Origin of the sequence: Streptomyces sp. NPDC091209 (assembly GCF_044757755.1) — a bacterium.
Taxonomy (GTDB): Bacteria; Actinomycetota; Actinomycetes; order Streptomycetales; family Streptomycetaceae; genus Streptomyces.
The window spans coordinates 240,427-256,329 of the sequence record NZ_JBIVVR010000011.1 but is presented as its reverse complement, the minus strand read 5'-3'; the positions used below and the strand labels follow the sequence as shown (position 1 = coordinate 256,329).

General features: G+C 71.1%; 9 protein-coding genes. 6 read left to right on the top strand and 3 right to left on the bottom strand.

The window, feature by feature from the left end; translation table 11 throughout:
• Positions 1 to 29: 29 nt before the first annotated feature.
• Positions 30 to 1,202 (bottom strand): PQQ-dependent sugar dehydrogenase, encoded by a 1,173-nt coding sequence (locus tag ACIQRL_RS29985; RefSeq protein WP_401337348.1) that lies wholly within the window; start codon positions 1,200 to 1,202, stop codon positions 30 to 32.
• A gap of 102 nt (positions 1,203 to 1,304) precedes the next feature.
• Positions 1,305 to 2,312: an aldo/keto reductase gene (locus ACIQRL_RS29980; protein WP_401337346.1), complete on the bottom strand. Its 1,008-nt coding sequence runs from the start codon at positions 2,310 to 2,312 to the stop codon at positions 1,305 to 1,307.
• A gap of 75 nt (positions 2,313 to 2,387) precedes the next feature.
• Between ACIQRL_RS29980 and ACIQRL_RS29975 the strand changes: the two genes are divergently transcribed.
• From ACIQRL_RS29975 to serA, 6 genes are all read left to right on the top strand, one after another.
• Complete coding sequence (locus ACIQRL_RS29975; protein ID WP_401337344.1) at positions 2,388 to 3,329, top strand: 2-hydroxyacid dehydrogenase; 942 nt, start codon at positions 2,388 to 2,390, stop codon at positions 3,327 to 3,329.
• A gap of 218 nt (positions 3,330 to 3,547) precedes the next feature.
• Entirely contained in the window at positions 3,548 to 6,889 is a 3,342-nt protein-coding gene (locus ACIQRL_RS29970) for an EAL domain-containing protein (RefSeq protein ID WP_401337342.1), read from the top strand.
• Positions 6,890 to 7,122: 233 nt separating this feature from the next.
• Entirely contained in the window at positions 7,123 to 8,973 is a 1,851-nt protein-coding gene (locus ACIQRL_RS29965) for an acetolactate synthase large subunit (RefSeq protein ID WP_401337341.1), read from the top strand.
• 22 nt (positions 8,974 to 8,995) lie between these two features.
• Complete coding sequence (gene ilvN, locus ACIQRL_RS29960; protein ID WP_401337339.1) at positions 8,996 to 9,523, top strand: acetolactate synthase small subunit; 528 nt, start codon at positions 8,996 to 8,998, stop codon at positions 9,521 to 9,523.
• A 135-nt stretch (positions 9,524 to 9,658) separates the two neighbouring features.
• Positions 9,659 to 10,660, top strand: coding sequence for a ketol-acid reductoisomerase (ilvC, locus tag ACIQRL_RS29955; RefSeq protein WP_365876357.1), 1,002 nt, complete (start codon positions 9,659 to 9,661; stop codon positions 10,658 to 10,660).
• 309 nt (positions 10,661 to 10,969) lie between these two features.
• Positions 10,970 to 12,559, top strand: coding sequence for a phosphoglycerate dehydrogenase (serA, locus tag ACIQRL_RS29950; protein ID WP_401337338.1), 1,590 nt, complete (start codon positions 10,970 to 10,972; stop codon positions 12,557 to 12,559).
• Positions 12,560 to 12,643: 84 nt separating this feature from the next.
• On the opposite strand, the gene ACIQRL_RS29945 is transcribed toward serA, so the two are convergent.
• A complete protein-coding gene (locus tag ACIQRL_RS29945; protein ID WP_401337518.1) occupies positions 12,644 to 15,658 on the bottom strand; it encodes an AAA family ATPase in 3,015 nt (1,004 codons plus the stop codon).
• Between the last annotated feature and the right edge of the window lie 245 nt (positions 15,659 to 15,903).

Genomic DNA, 15,903 nt, shown 5'->3' with positions numbered 1-15,903 from the left:
CATATACCCAGTCAAAGAGGAATCCAGCACTATGTCACCTGCAGCTCCAGGATCCGGTCGTCGCCCTTCACCGGGGTGCCGCGGCCGTCGGTCTCGCTCGTGGTCAGCCAGAGTCTGTCGCCGCCCGCGGAGACCACCGTGCGGAGACGGCCGTACGTGCCCTTCAGGAAGGCCTCGGGTGCCGCGGACGCCTTGGTGCCGTTCAACGGGATGCGCCACAGGCGTTGGCCCTTCAGAGCCGCCATCCATATGGACCCCCCGGCGTAGGCGATCCCGCTCGGGGAGGCCTCGTCGGTGTGCCACTGGACGATCGGGTCGTGGTACTCGCTGTTGTGGCCGATGCCTTCGACCACCGGCCAGCCGTAGTTGTCGCCCGGCTTGATCTGGTTCAGCTCGTCCCAGGTGTCCTGGCCGAACTCCGAGGCCCACAGCCGCTGTTTGTCGTCCCAGGCGAGACCCTGGACGTTGCGGTGCCCGTACGAGTACACGGGCGAGTCGGGGAACGGATTGCCCGGCGCCGGCTCGCCGTCCGGCGTCATCCGCAGGATCTTCCCGCCGAGCGACTTCTTGTCCTGGGCCAGGCCCCGGTCACCGGTCTCGCCCGTGCCCGCGTACAGCATCTTGTCCGGACCGAACGCGATCCTGCCGCCGTTGTGGATCACGCCCTTGGGAATGCCCTTGAAGATCGTGTCCGGTGCGCCCAGTTGCTCGCCGGACGGCTTCTTCTCGTCGTACAGCACACGGACGATGCGATTGTCGGAGGCGGTGGTCATGTACGCGTAGATGGTGTGGTCGGCGGCGAAGTCGGGGGAGAGCGCGATCCCCAGGAGGCCCCCCTCGCCGGCCGGGGCCACCCCGGGCACCTCGCCCAGCAGGGTCTTCCCGCCGGTCTTCTCGTCGATCCGGGTGATCGTCCCCTTGTCCCGCGAGGACACCAGCAGACCGCCTCCGGGCAGCGGCGCGAGGCCCCAGGGACTGTTGAGATCCTCGGTGACGGTGCGCAGTACCTTCACCGAGCCCTTCGCGGGCGGTGTCTCCTCGGGGGTGGCGCTCCGTGAGGGCGACGACGTCGGCGCCGTACTCCCGATGCCCGGGAGCGTGCTCGGACCGGCCGAGCCCCCTCCGCCGCCGGACGAACAGCCGGCCGTCACCAGAAGCGCGGTCGTGGCCAACACGACTGTCACTGCTCGAACTTGCACCATCAGTGTCCCTTCGACGCGGCGGTCCCCCTGTTCATACACCGCTCGCGTTCCACGGGTTCCCGATCACGGACAGGCAATCCGTGCCGGGATACGAAGCGCCGCTCAGTCCCAGGATCCCAGCGCCCCCGGCAGCCCCGCCACCTCGGCGAGATCCTCCGCCGTCAGCCGCAGCCCGGCCGCCCCCGCGTTCTCCGTGACCCAGCGCTCCTGTTTGGCCCCCGGCACCGGGACCACGTGCGGACCCTGGGCCAGGACCCACGCAAGCGCCACCTGGGCCGGCGTGACGGGAGGGCCGCCGCCCCCGTGCCGTCGCGCGACGCGCCTCAGACCGACGACGATGGGCTGGTTCGCGGCCATCATCTCGGCGGTGAAGCGGGGATGCCGGGCCCGCAGGTCGTCGGGCTCGAAGCCCTCGCCGGGGGTCAGCGTGCCGGTCAGGAAGCCGTTGCCGAGCGGCATCGCGGCGAGGAACCCGACCCCGCGCGCCGCACACCACGGCAGCAGCGCGTCCAGCGCCTCCGTCGACCACACCGACAGCTCGGCCTGCACCGTGCTCACCGGGAAGACCTGCTGCACCCGCTCAAGCTGGCGGATCGTTCCGTCGTGCAGCCGCGCCCCCGCTCGTCGGGCGGACCGGGCACCCACCGCGCACAGCCCGAGCGAGCGCACCTTTCCGGCCGAGACGAGCTCGGCCATCGCGCCCCAGGTCTCCTCGACCGGCACTTCCGGGTCGGCGCGGTGCAGTTGATAGAGATCGATCACGTCCGTCTGGAGCCGGCGCAGCGACGCGTCGCACGCCCGCTTCACATAGCCGGGGCGGCCGTTGGCCACGAGGTGCTGATCACCCACCAGCAGGCCGACCTTGGTCGAGACGAAGGCCTCGGAGCGCCGCTCCTTGAGCACGCGCCCGACGAGCAGTTCATTGGTGAAGGGGCCGTACATGTCGGCCGTGTCGAGCAGCGTCGAACCCCGGTCGAGCGCCGTGTTCACCGCGCGCAGCGACTCCTCGCCGCGCTGTCGCGACCCGGTGTAGGCCCAGCTCATCGGCATGCATCCGAGCCCGACCGCCCCCACATCGAGCGCCGCGGCCCCGATCGTTCTGCGCTCCACCTGGCCGTGATCCTCCCTCGATTGGCCCCCAACCTAACCTCTGCGCGCATGGGCGCCTGGCATAACCTCCTGACCATGACTTCCGATGTCTGGCTTCCTTTTCGCGCCGACGAGATCGACGGACTCCCCGAAGGCCTCAGCTACCGCTTCTGGGACGGCGGCCAGGAGTTTCCCGCGGATCCGGGCGACTGCGTGTTCTATGTGGTGCCCTATATGAAGGCGCCCGCCGTCTCGCGGCGGCCGATGTCCGAAATGACGTCGGTCCGGGTCGTGCAGACACTCTCCGCCGGCGTCGACCACGTCCTGCCGAGCCTCAAGTCCCTTCCTCCCGGCGTGGTGTTGTGCAACGCGCGCGGAGTGCACGAGGCGAGCACGGCGGAGCTCACCCTCACCCTGATCCTCGCCTCGCTGCGCGGCGTCCCCGACTTCGTGCGGGGCCAGGACGCACAGGAGTGGCGCACGGGCTTCCGTCCCTCGCTGGCCGACAAGTCCGTCCTCATCGTGGGGTACGGGTCGATCGGGTCCGCCATCGAGGACAGGCTCGTGCCGTTCGAGCTCGCGCGGGTCGCGCGCGTCGCACGCTCCTCCCGTGCCACGGCGCGCGGTCCCGTGCGCCCCCTCACCGAACTGCCCTCCCTGCTCCCCGAATTCGACATCGTCGTCCTGTCCACGCCCCTCACCGACGCCACCCATGGCCTGGTGAACGCCGACTTCCTGTCCCGGATGAAGGACGGCGCGCTCCTCGTGAACGTGGCCCGCGGCCCCGTTGTCGACACCTCGGCGCTGCTCAAGGAGCTGGAGAGCGGGCGCGTCACCGCGGCCCTCGACGTCACCGACCCCGAACCGCTGCCCCCGGGGCACCCGTTGTGGCATGCGCCCGGCGTTCTCATCAGCCCCCACGTCGGCGGGCCCACCTCGGCTTTCTGGCCGCGCGCCAAGCGGCTGCTGGCGGATCAGCTCACCCTCTTCGTGAACCGGGAGCCGCTGCGCAACGTGGTCCTTACCACCGGCACCTGAGCGACCACGCGTCCGCTCGCGGTCCGCTTCGGGCACCCTCCGCAGTTCCCCGAATGCGGGCGGTGCCGGCATAGCCCCTGGTCGTTACGGAGCGTAGAGGAACTATGTCCCTGAGTGACGAGACTGGTGTATCGTCCCGACAGGGGCTGCGCCGCGCACCGTTCGGCGCCGGGGACGGACATGAGACTGCGAGGGGGGCGACGGGCGATGCACGGCCTATGGACCAACGATCCGACGCGGCGGGGCCGCCGCCGACGACCCTGGCGCGCGGCCACGCACAGCCGCGGTCACGGCGGCCATCACCACCGCAGGCACGGAGGCCGCCGGAGGCACGCGCACCCGGCACACCGGGACCAGGTGGACCCCGGCGCACGGACCGGGTGGGCCCGGTGAGCTCCCCCGGGGCGCTGCTGACCCGTCGGACGGTCTTCGACGGCGGGACGGGCCTGTTCCCGCAACTCGTGCTGGCCCTGCTGTGTGCGGGATACGCCGTCGGTTCCGCGCTCGGCTGGGGTTCCACGAGTCTCGCCCTGATCATGGGCGACTTCGGACTGAGCGTCGCGGCGGCCACCGCGGCGGTCTCCTGCTTCCTCTACGCCCGCAGCCGTCGCAGCCGTTTTCGACCCGCGTGGCTGCTGTTCGCGCTCTCCTCGGCGATGGCCTCACTCGGGAACCTGGTCTGGGGGTGGTACGAGGTCGTCCTCGACCGCCCCGTTCCCACCCCGAGCTACGCCGATCTCTTCTTCCTCTGCTTCGCGCCGCCCGCCATCGTCGGACTGCTGGTGCTCGCCAAGCGGCCCGTCACCAAGGCGGGCTGGGTGTGCCTCGCGCTGGACGCCTGGCTGATCGGCGGATCACTGCTCACCCTGTCCTGGAGTCTGGCGCTCGCCCAGGCCGCGAAGTTCGACGGGCCGAGCGTCGCGCACACCGCGTTGTCGCTCGCGTACCCACTGCTGGACATCGCGCTGGTCAGCATGGTTCTCGCGCTGCACTTCAGGCGCTCCTCGGTGAACCGGTCGGCGGTGAACACGGCGATCGGGGCGCTCGCGCTGACCGTGATGTGCGACGCCCTGTTCACCTCGCCCCTCCTGCACAACAGCTACCACTCGGGTCAGCTCCTCGACGCGGGATGGTTCGCCGGCTCCCTGCTCCTCGCGTACGCCCCCTGGGTCGTCACCCGGCACGGGAACGACACCGACGAGCACGACACCGACGAACATGGACCGGACCGGTACGGACCCGACCGGCACAGCCCGGACCGGCGCGGGCCGGACGGGCAGGGCGCGGAGGAGCACGCGCGCGTGGTGCACGAGCGCATCCCGGGACAGCGCAGGGAAGGCCAGCACGGACCCCCGGGAAGCCATGCTCCGCACGGACCCCAGGGGACCCACCCGCCCTACGGATCACCGCCGGCCTCGCAGGAGGGCCCCGGGTCCCACGAACACCAGGGGCAGCACAGGGAGCCGGAAGATCCGTACGAGCGGCAGCAGGGCGGACCCGCGCACCCGAACCCGCAGGGCCCGGGACAGAGCCGCTACCCGGCGACGCGTCCGATCACCGGATCGCTGGCCGCGCTGACGCCCTATCTGGCCGCCGCCGTCTGCACGCTGGGGATCCTCTACAACATCCTGAACGGCCGCCGGGTGGACCGCGTGGTGCTCGTCACCGCCGGACTCGTCGTCCTCGCCCTCGTGGTCCGCCAGGGCATCATGCTGCTCGACAACATCACCCTCACCCAGGAGCTGGCCCAGAAGGAGAACCACTTCCGCTCCCTGGTGCAGGGCTCCAGCGACGTCATCATGATCGCCGCGCCGAACGGCATCCTGAGATACGTCAGCCCGGCCGCCGCCGGTGTCTACGGCCGTGACGCCGAGGAACTCGTCGGCTCCGAGCTCGCCTCCCTCATCCACCCCGAGGACCTCGGCTGCGTGGTCCACGAAGTACGGCGCTTCCTCGCGGCCAGCCACGCCGAGGAGCCCACCACCCGGATCGAGTGCCGGTTCCGGTCCGGTGACGGCGGCTGGCTCAACGTGGAGTCCACCGTCAACCGGCACCACGGCGGCCTCATCTTCAACAGCCGTGACGTCACCGAACGCGTGCGGCTCCAGGCGCAGCTGCAGCACAACGCCGAGCACGACCCGCTCACCGACCTGCCCAACCGCGCGCTGTTCACCCGGCGCGTCCAGCAGGCCCTGTCGGGGCGCCGCTCCTCCGACCGGGGCACCGCCGTCCTCTTCATCGACCTCGACGGCTTCAAGGCCGTCAACGACACGATCGGACACCAGGCCGGCGACGAGCTGCTCGTCCAGGCCGCCCGCAGACTCCAGGACTCCGTCCGGCAGGGCGACACCGCCGCGCGGCTGGGCGGGGACGAGTTCGCGGCCCTCATCGTCGGTGACGGAGGCCGCGACCGCACCGCCCGTGAGCAGCAGATACTGGAACTCGCCGACCGTCTGCGGATCCGGCTCTCCCAGCCCTACTGCATCGACGGCAACGATGTCCGGGTCGCCGCGTCCATCGGCGTCGGCTTCGCCGAACCCGGCCTGGGCGCCGGGGAGCTGCTGCGCAACGCCGACCTCGCCATGTACCGAGCGAAGGCGGCCGGAAAGGGCCGCGTCGAGCTGTACGCGCCCCAGATGCAGCAGGACGTGGTCCGCAAGGCGGAGCTGGCGACCCGGCTGCGCTCCGCGCTCCAGGACGGTGAGTTCGCCCTGCTGCACCAGCCCGTGGTGTCGCTGGAGAACGGCCGGATCGCGTCGGTCACCGCGCAGGCGCGCTGGCGCTCCTCCCAAGGGGTGCTTTTCACGCCCGCCGAGTTCCTGCGGGTCGCCGAGGACAGCGAAAGGACCGCCGAACTGGGTCGCTGGATGCTCGACGAGGCCGTCGAGCAGGCCGCCGAGCGCACCGCCGCGGGCGTCGCGGTGCCGGTCGCGGTCCGGATGACCGCCCGGCGCCTGCTGGACCGCTCGATGCCGCTGGGCTCCGTGGAGTCCCTGCTCACCCGGCACGGGCTCGCCTCGGGCGGCCTGATCGTCGAGCTGTCCGACACCGATCCCCGGGTCCCCCTGGACGAGCTGGAGCGCCGGCTGAACGCGCTCAGGAGGCTCGGCGTGCGGATCGCCCTGGACGGCTTCGGCAGCGGCTACGCGGCGATCACGGCGCTCAGGCGGCTCCCCGTCGACGTACTGCGGCTCGACAGGAGTCTGGTCGAGGGAGTCGTCGAGTCCGCCCGGCTGCACAAGATCACCAGTGGGCTGCTGCGGATCGCCGGCGATCTGGGGCTGCAGTCCGTGGCCGACGGGGTGGATCTTCCGGAGCAGGTCGTCGCCCTCCGCGCGATGGGCTGCACCCATGGGCAGGGCATGGCGTTCTCCGGTCCGCTGGACGAGTACCGGCTGCGCAGAGCGCTCTCTTCCGGCCACTATCCGGTGCCCAATGGACCCGCCGAGCCTGCGTTCGCGGGCGGCGGCGCAGGGGCGTATACGAGTGCAGTGCCCGCTGTTCTGGGGGGTGGAACGGCCCTCCGCTCACATAATGAGACTCCCGTCCCACCCACTTGACAGTCGGTGCGTGCCGGGGGGAGGGTCAATGCCATGCGCACCCGAATTCTCGTACTTGGAAAGCGCGTCGGCTGAAGCTAGGTGATCACCGGAAAGGTCCGGGACACCCAGCGACCGCACCCGGCGCGCTCCCCTCGCTTGCCTCACGGCACGAGGGGTTTTTTGTTGCACAGGCACCAGTCGTACATTGCACAAAAGACGCAAAAACCCTCAGCATCGAGAAGAGAATGCCGATGACCGAGCAGGCCACCGGGGCCCACCATCCGCAGCCGCGGCCCCGTTCCGGAGGACAGCAGTCCGCCCCCGAACACGTCACGGGTGCGAAGTCCCTCATCCGCTCGCTCGAGGAGGTCGGGGCCGAGACCGTATTCGGCATCCCCGGCGGGACGATCCTTCCGGCGTACGACCCGATGATGGACTCGAGCCGACTGCGCCACGTGCTCGTCCGTCATGAACAGGGCGCGGGTCACGCGGCCACCGGTTACGCCCAGGCCACCGGCAGGGTCGGTGTCTGCATGGCCACGTCGGGCCCGGGTGCGACGAACCTCGTGACGCCGATCGCGGACGCCATGATGGACTCCGTCCCGCTGGTCGCCATCACCGGCCAGGTCGTCACCAAGGCGATCGGCACGGACGCCTTCCAGGAGGCGGACATCGTCGGCATCACGATGCCGATCACCAAGCACAGCTTCCTGGTCACCAGGCCCGAGGACATCCCGAAGGCGATCGCCGAGGCGTTCCACATCGCCTCGACCGGTCGCCCGGGCCCGGTCCTCGTCGACATCCCGAAGGACGTGCTGCAGGCCCAGACGACGTTCTCGTGGCCGCCGCAGAGCGACCTCCCCGGCTACCGCCCGGTGACCAAGCCGCACGCCAAGCAGATCCGCGAGGCCGCCAAGCTGCTCACCCAGGCCAAGCGGCCCGTGCTGTACGTCGGAGGCGGCGTCCTCAAGGCGCACGCCACCGCCGAGCTGAAGGTCCTCGCGGAACTCACCGGAGCGCCCGTCACCACCACCCTGATGGCGCTCGGCGCATTCCCCGACAGCCACCCGCTGCACTTGGGAATGCCGGGCATGCACGGTTCGGTCACCGCCGTCACCGCGCTGCAGAAGGCCGACCTGATCGTCGCCCTCGGAGCCCGCTTCGACGACCGCGTCACCGGCAAGCTGGACAGCTTCGCCCCGTTCGCCAAGATCGTCCACGCCGACATCGACCCGGCGGAGATCGGCAAGAACCGCGCCGCCGACGTGCCGATCGTCGGAGACGCCCGCGAGGTCATCGCCGACCTGGTCCAGGCGGTCCAGAAGGAGCACACCGAGGGGATCACCGGCGACTACACCGCATGGTGGAAGGACCTCAACCGCTGGCGCGAGACCTACCCGCTCGGCTACGAGCAGCCCGCTGACGGCTCGCTCTCCCCGCAGCAGGTCATCGAGCGCATCGGACAGCTCGCCCCCGAAGGCACGATCTTCGCGGCGGGCGTCGGCCAGCACCAGATGTGGGCCGCGCACTACATCCAGTACGAGCAGCCCTCGACCTGGCTGAACTCCGGCGGCGCCGGAACGATGGGCTACGCGGTCCCGGCCGCGATGGGTGCCAAGGCCGGACAGCCGGACCGCACGGTCTGGGCGGTCGACGGCGACGGCTGCTTCCAGATGACCAATCAGGAACTCACCACCTGCGCCCTGAACAACATCCCGATCAAGGTCGCCATCATCAACAACGGCGCCCTCGGGATGGTCCGGCAGTGGCAGACCCTCTTCTACAACCAGCGCTACTCCAACACCGTGCTGCACAGCGGCCCGGACGCGGACGGCAAGCAGCCGAGCGCCGGCACCCGAGTCCCCGACTTCGTCAAGCTGTCGGAGGCGATGGGCTGCCACGCCATCCGCTGCGAGTCCCCGGACGACCTCGACAAGGTGATCGAGGAGGCGAACTCGATCAACGACCGTCCGGTCGTGGTCGACTTCATCGTCCACGAGGACGCGATGGTGTGGCCGATGGTCGCCGCCGGCACCTCCAACGACGAGGTCATGTTCGCCCGGGACGTCCGCCCCGACTTCGGCGACAACGAAGACGACTGAGAGAAAGAGCCGAGTCAGACCCATGAGCAAGCACACCCTCTCCGTCCTCGTCGAGAACAAGCCCGGTGTCCTCGCCCGGATCACCGCCCTGTTCTCCCGGCGCGGCTTCAACATCGACTCGCTCGCGGTCGGTGTCACCGAGCATCCCGAGATCTCCCGCATCACCATCGTGGTGAACGTGATCGAGGAACTTCCGCTCGAACAGGTCACCAAGCAGCTCAACAAGCTCGTCAACGTCCTGAAGATCGTGGAGCTGGAGCCCGGTTCCTCCGTTCAGCGGGAACTCGTTCTGGTGAAGGTGCGCGCCGACAACGAGACGCGCTCCCAGATCGTGGAGATCGTTCAGCTGTTCCGTGCCAAGACCGTCGACGTCTCCCCGGAGGCCGTCACCATCGAGGCCACGGGCGGCGCCGACAAGCTGGAGGCCATGCGCAAGATGCTGGAGCCGTTCGGCATCAAGGAACTGGTCCAGTCCGGCACGATCGCGATCGGACGCGGGGCGCGTTCGATCACCGATCGGTCGCTCCGCGCGCTGGACCGGTCGGCCTAAGTCAGGAAAACGCCGGTGCACGGGCGGGCCGCACACCCGGTCCGCCCGTATACCGAGACCAGAGAACTTCAATTCCCCCGCCCGCCGTACGGTGGGACGCAACACCGGAAATACCGGATAACAAGGAGAACCCCAGTGGCCGAGCTGTTCTACGACGACGACGCCGACCTGTCCATCATCCAGGGCCGCAAGGTCGCGGTCATCGGCTACGGCAGCCAGGGCCACGCCCACGCGCTGTCGCTGCGCGACTCGGGTGTCGACGTCCGCGTCGGTCTGCACGAGGGCTCCAAGTCCAAGGCGAAGGCCGAGGAGCAGGGCCTGCGCGTGGTGACGCCGTCGGAGGCCGCGGCCGAGGCCGACGTCATCATGATCCTGGTGCCGGACCCGATCCAGGCCCAGGTCTACGAGGAGTCCATCAAGGACAACCTCAACGACGGCGACGCGCTGTTCTTCGGCCACGGCCTGAACATCCGCTTCGACTTCATCAAGCCGCCGGCCGGCATCGACGTCTGCATGGTCGCCCCCAAGGGCCCGGGCCACCTCGTGCGCCGCCAGTACGAGGAGGGCCGCGGCGTTCCCTGCATCGCCGCCGTCGAGCAGGACGCGACCGGCAACGCCTTCGCGCTCACCCTCTCGTACGCCAAGGCCATCGGCGGCACCCGCGCCGGCGTCATCAAGACGACCTTCACCGAGGAGACCGAGACCGACCTGTTCGGTGAGCAGGCCGTCCTCTGCGGTGGCACCGCCGCGCTGGTGAAGGCCGGTTTCGAGACGCTGACCGAGGCCGGCTACCAGCCGGAGATCGCGTACTTCGAGTGCCTCCACGAGCTGAAGCTCATCGTCGACCTCATGTACGAGGGCGGCCTGGAGAAGATGCGCTGGTCGGTCTCCGAGACCGCCGAGTGGGGCGACTACATCACCGGCCCGCGCATCATCACGGACGCCACCAAGGCCGAGATGAAGCAGATCCTCGCCGAGATCCAGGACGGCACGTTCGCCCGTAACTGGATGGACGAGTACCACTCGGGTCTGAAGAAGTACAACGAGTACAAGACCCAGGACGAGAACCACCTCCTGGAGACCACCGGCAAGGAGCTGCGCAAGCTCATGTCGTGGGTGAACGACGACGAGGCGTAAGCCCCGTGGGAAGGGGCCGGGGCGGCACGCTCCGGCCCCTTCGCCGAACCCCGGGTAACCCCCGGGGCCGCGGTGTTGGACATCCCGTCCAGCCACGGACGGGTGATCCTTCCGCGGAGGCGCAGGACGACCGGTTCGGCGCCACTACACTGCTCCACATCAACAACGCGTCAGGCCCACAGCGTCGTGCGTCTTCCACGCGGCTCAAGCGACCCCCAAGAAGTGCAGGCACGCCCCGGGGCCGCTACAAACCCTCCACCGCCTGCGGCCGTCGGGACGGCCGTCCGCATTGGACTTGTGAGGACTCACGTGAGCTCGAAACCTGTCGTACTCATCGCTGAAGAGCTGTCGCCCGCGACCGTAGACGCCCTCGGCCCGGACTTCGAGATCCGGCACTGCAACGGCGCGGACCGCGCCGAGCTGCTGCCCGCCATCGCCGACGTCGACGCCATTCTGATCCGCTCGGCCACCAAGGTCGACGCCGAGGCCGTCGCCGCCGCCAAGAAGCTGAAGGTCGTCGCACGAGCCGGCGTCGGCCTGGACAACGTCGACGTCTCCGCCGCCACCAAGGCCGGCGTGATGGTCGTCAACGCCCCCACCTCCAACATCGTGACCGCGGCGGAGCTGGCCTGCGGCCTCCTCCTCGCCACCGCGCGCCACATCCCGCAGGCCAACACGGCGCTGAAGAACGGCGAGTGGAAGCGCAGCAAGTACACCGGTGTCGAGCTCGCCGAGAAGACCCTCGGCGTCGTCGGCCTCGGCCGTATCGGCGCGCTCGTCGCGCAGCGCATGTCCGCCTTCGGCATGAAGGTCGTGGCCTACGACCCCTACATCCAGCCCGCGCGCGCCGCACAGATGGGCGTGAAGATCCTCACCCTCGACGAGCTGCTCGAGGTCTCGGACTTCATCACCGTGCACCTGCCCAAGACCCCCGAGACCCTCGGTCTCATCGGTGACGAGGCGCTGCACAAGGTCAAGCCGACGGTACGCATCGTCAACGCCGCGCGCGGCGGGATCGTCGACGAGGAGGCGCTGTACTCGGCGCTCAAGGAGGGCCGTGTCGCCGGCGCCGGCCTCGACGTGTACGCGAAGGAGCCCTGCACGGACTCCCCGCTGTTCGAGCTCGACGAGGTCGTCTGCACCCCGCACCTCGGCGCCTCCACGGACGAGGCGCAGGAGAAGGCGGGTATCTCCGTGGCCCGCTCGGTGCGCCTCGCCCTCGCCGGTGAGCTCGTGCCGGACGCGGTCAACGTCCAGGGCGGCGTCATCGCCGAGGACGTCAAGCCCGGTCTGCCGCTCGCCGAGAAGCTCGGCCGCATCTTCACCGCCCTCGCGGGCGAGGTCGCGGTCCGCCTCGACGTCGAGGTGTACGGCGAGATCACCCAGCACGACGTCAAGGTGCTCGAACTCTCCGCGCTCAAGGGCGTGTTCGAGGACGTCGTCGACGAGACCGTGAGTTACGTCAACGCCCCGCTGTTCGCGCAGGAGCGCGGCGTCGAGGTGCGGCTGACCACGAGCTCGGAGTCCCCCGACCACCGCAACGTGGTCACTGTGCGCGGCACGCTCAGCGACGGCCAGGAGGTCGCGGTCTCCGGCACGCTGGCCGGCCCGAAGCACCTGCAGAAGATCGTCGCCGTCGGCGAGTACGACGTGGACCTCGCGCTCGCCGACCACATGGTCGTGCTGAGCTACGAGGACCGTCCCGGTGTCGTCGGCACCGTCGGCCGCATCCTCGGCGAGTCCGGTATCAACATCGCCGGCATGCAGGTCGCCCGCGCGGCCGTCGGCGGCGAGGCCCTCGCGGTCCTCACCGTCGACGACACGGTGCCGCAGACCGTCCTCACCGAGCTCTCCGAGGAGATCGGCGCGACGTCGGCGCGGTCGGTCAACCTCGTCTGAGGTTCACCCGCGACGGCCTTTCACACGGCAGCAGAGGGCCGGGACACCCGAGGGTGTCCCGGCCCTCGCGCGTCCGGCGGCACCTCATACGGACGGTGTCGTATCCGGCTCGATCAGGCCCTCGCGATAGGCGATGGCCACGGCCTCGGTGCGGCTCGCGGCGCCCAGCTTGGCGAGAATGTTCGAGACATGGACGCTCGCCGTCTTGCCGCTGATGTACAGCTCCTCGCCGATCTGGCGGTTGGTGCGCCCCCGGCCGAGCAGCCGCAGCACATCGCTCTCCCGGGCGGTCAGCGCGGCGATCCGCTCCTCGCCGGCCGGCGCCCCGGCGAGGCCGCCCCGCCGGACGAGCGCGTCCAGGGCCTCGCGCAGCGGCGCCGCACCGAGGCTCAGGGCGGTGTCCCGGGCCGCGCGGGCCTGCTCCGCGGCCTCCTCGCGGCGGCCGGCCGCGAGGAGCGCTTCCGCGAGCCGCCGTCTGCTCCGGGCCAGCTCGTACGGATCGCCGTAGCCGAACGCCGTCACGGCGCGCTCCCAGGCCGCCACGTCCGGACCGCTGCGGGCGCGCAGCCACTCCGCCTCGGCGCGGGCGAGCCAGGCCAGACCCTCGGGCCCCTGCTCGGCACCCTTTCCGCCCTGGGCCGCCGTGCTCCTGGCCAGCTCCACCAGCTCGGTCGCGATGTCCGCCCAGGGGGCGCCGGCCGCCGGCCCGCCTGACCGGCGCGATTCCTCGGCCGCGTCCGCGACCCCCGACAGTGCGAGCGCGGCGAGCCGCACCACGACGGGGGGCAGGTCGGCGCCGGAGACGTCCGTGAGCTCCTTCGCCGCGGTGTGCAGCCGCCGCACGGACTCCTCGGCGTCGCCGCTCTGCGCGGCCGCGTCGGTCAGCACGATGCTCGCGACGAGCGTCGCCATCCAGTCGAACGGCCGGTCGAGCAGTGCGCGGGCCCTGCTGACGGCCGCCTCGTGCTCGCCGCGGGCGAGGGCGACGTACAGGGCGGGACCCGTCGCGAACCCGCCCGCCACCGGCAGCAGTTCGGCGTCGGCGGCGGCCGCCCGCGCGCACTCGTCCCAGCGGCCGAGGGTGTAGAGCACCAGGGACTGGAGGTAACGCAGCTCCAGCGCGTACGGCGAGGAGAGGAGACCGGCGCGGCGGGCCCGGTCCACGCCGTCGCCGAGCCAGGCCAGACACTCGTCCAGGTCACCGGACTCGTAGCACCCGATGGCCAGGTTGAACAACGCCCGCATCTCCACCGGGAAGTTCCCGGCACCGTGCGCCAGTCCACGGGCGTGGCGCAGCCGTTCGCGGCCCTTCGGAGTGCGCCGGTTGTCCGCCTCGATGCCGACCAGGGAGATCGTCAAGTCGGCCTGGGCGTCGGCAAGTCGGAGCCGCTCGGCGGTGGCCAGAGCCTGCCGCGCGACCCGCTCGGCGTCCTGGTCGCGCCCCACATAGCGGGCCGCCATGACATGGGTTGCCGCCGCCCACACCCAGGTGTACGAGGGCGGCTCGGCGGGGATCATCGCGAGCGCCTCGCTGCTGTACGTGAACGCGTCCTTCAGGCTGTCGATCCGCATCAGGTTGCCCGCCAGGGTGTACCGCACCCGGGCGGCGAGCTCGGAGTCGGCGTCCGAGCCGGCCCGGGCGAGCGCGTCGCGGGTGAGGTGGACCGCGCGATGGGTCTCACCGGCGCGGGCGGCGGCCGCCGAGGCGCGCAGGGTGAGGGCGACCGTGCCGCCGCCCTCGGGCCGGGCGGTGGCGTCCACCGCGGGCCACAGTTCGAGTGCGGCCTCCAGCTGCCGCAGTTCCTCGGCGGGCGCGCCGACGCACTGGGCGTGGTCGGCGGCTTCGAGGGAGGCGGTGAGCGCGTCGGCCAGGTCGTGGCTCTCGCGTGAGTGATGGGCGCGCTCCGCCGCGTTCCGCGCCGAACGGGCGGGCCCCGCGAGGAGTTCGGCGAACCGCCTGTGCAGCCGCACCCGTTCGCCGGGCAGCAGGTCCGCGTACACGGCCTCGCGGCTGAGCGCGTGCCGGAACGAGTACGTCGCGTCGCCCCCGGGCACCAGGAGCTGGTGGCCGACGGCCTCGCGCAGCGCCGACTCCAGCTCGTCCTGCGGCAGTTGTACGGCGTCACGCAGCAGGTCGTGCTCGACGCGGCGCCCCGCGACGGCCGCCGTGCGCAGCACCTGCTGCGCGGTGTCGGAGAGTTGCTCGATGCGGATGAGGAGGACGTCGGCCAGTCCGCTGGGCATGGCGGGGGAGGCGGGGCCGTTCTCACCGGGCAGCGCGGCGAGCAACTCCTCGGCGTAGAAGGCGTTTCCCTCGGCGCGCTCGACGATGCGCCGGACCGTGGTGTCGGAGACCGGGCCGGTGCCGAGCGCGCGCACGAGCCGGGCCACGTCGGCGTCGGCCATCGGCCGCAGCTCCAGCCGGTCGACGGCGGGCAGCCGGATCAGCTCGGCGAGCAGCGGGCGCAGCGGGTGGCGGCGGTGCAGGTCGTCCGCGCGGTACGAGGCGAACACCGCGAGGCGGCGGGCGGGGCCGCCGGGCACGGGCCGCTGGAGCACCCCCCGGCTGAGCAGGAAGCGCAGCAGGTCGCGGGAGGACTGGTCCGCCCAGTGGAGGTCTTCGAGGATCAGCAGGAGCGGGGCGACATCGGCCAGGTCGGCGAGAAGGCCCGCGATGCCCTCGAAGAGCTGGAGCCGGCCGCCGGGGTCCGGTGCGATGCCGGTCCCCGGACCGGATCCGGTCAGCCGGTCCACCGCCGGGTGGGCCGCGAGGGCCGGGGCGAAGCGGTCGTCGGCCGCCGCCGCGCCGAGGATCTCCGTGAACGGGAGATACGGCAGGCCCACGTCACCGAGGTCCACGCAGTGACCGGTCAGGACCGTCGTCCCCGCGGCGGCCGCGTGGGCCGCGGCCTCCGTGAGCGTGCGGGTCTTGCCGACGCCGGCGTCCCCGGCCACCAGGACCGCGCGCGGGTCGCCCTCCCTCGCGCGCTCCAGCACACCGGTGAGCCGGGCGAGTTCGTCCCCCCGGCCGATGAACGGCGTGCCGAATGTCTGTGCCACAAGCCCATCCTGGCACGCCCCGCCGACAGCCCCCGGCATCGGCTTCCCGGGCCCGGTTCCGTACGCGCCCGCCTCGGTCAAGTCCGCGCCGTGACAGCCCGACGCACCCTGGACGCGCACGAACGCACGCGGAGCGATCCCGAGCGTCGCACACCCGCCCGATGCGGGGTGGGACCGGAACGGGGACCGGCTCCTCACGCGCGTGTCCGGGCCCGTCAGGCCTGAATGCGCTCCCCCCGAGCGGGGGATGCGGGGTGGCCCGAGGCCCGACGCGGGCCGATGGA

Bases quoted from the DNA above. Each gene is read 5' to 3' on its own strand.
- ilvN (WP_401337339.1), top strand. From the start codon at position 8,996: ATGAGCAAGCACACCCTCTCCGTCCTCGTCGAGAACAAGCCCGGTGTC.
- ACIQRL_RS29975 (WP_401337344.1), top strand. From the start codon at position 2,388: ATGACTTCCGATGTCTGGCTTCCTTTTCGCGCCGACGAGATCGACGGA.
- ACIQRL_RS29985 (WP_401337348.1), bottom strand. From the start codon at position 1,202: ATGGTGCAAGTTCGAGCAGTGACAGTCGTGTTGGCCACGACCGCGCTT.
- ACIQRL_RS29965 (WP_401337341.1), top strand. From the start codon at position 7,123: ATGACCGAGCAGGCCACCGGGGCCCACCATCCGCAGCCGCGGCCCCGT.
- ACIQRL_RS29970 (WP_401337342.1), top strand. From the start codon at position 3,548: ATGGACCAACGATCCGACGCGGCGGGGCCGCCGCCGACGACCCTGGCG.
- ACIQRL_RS29945 (WP_401337518.1), bottom strand. From the start codon at position 15,658: ATGCCGGGGGCTGTCGGCGGGGCGTGCCAGGATGGGCTTGTGGCACAG.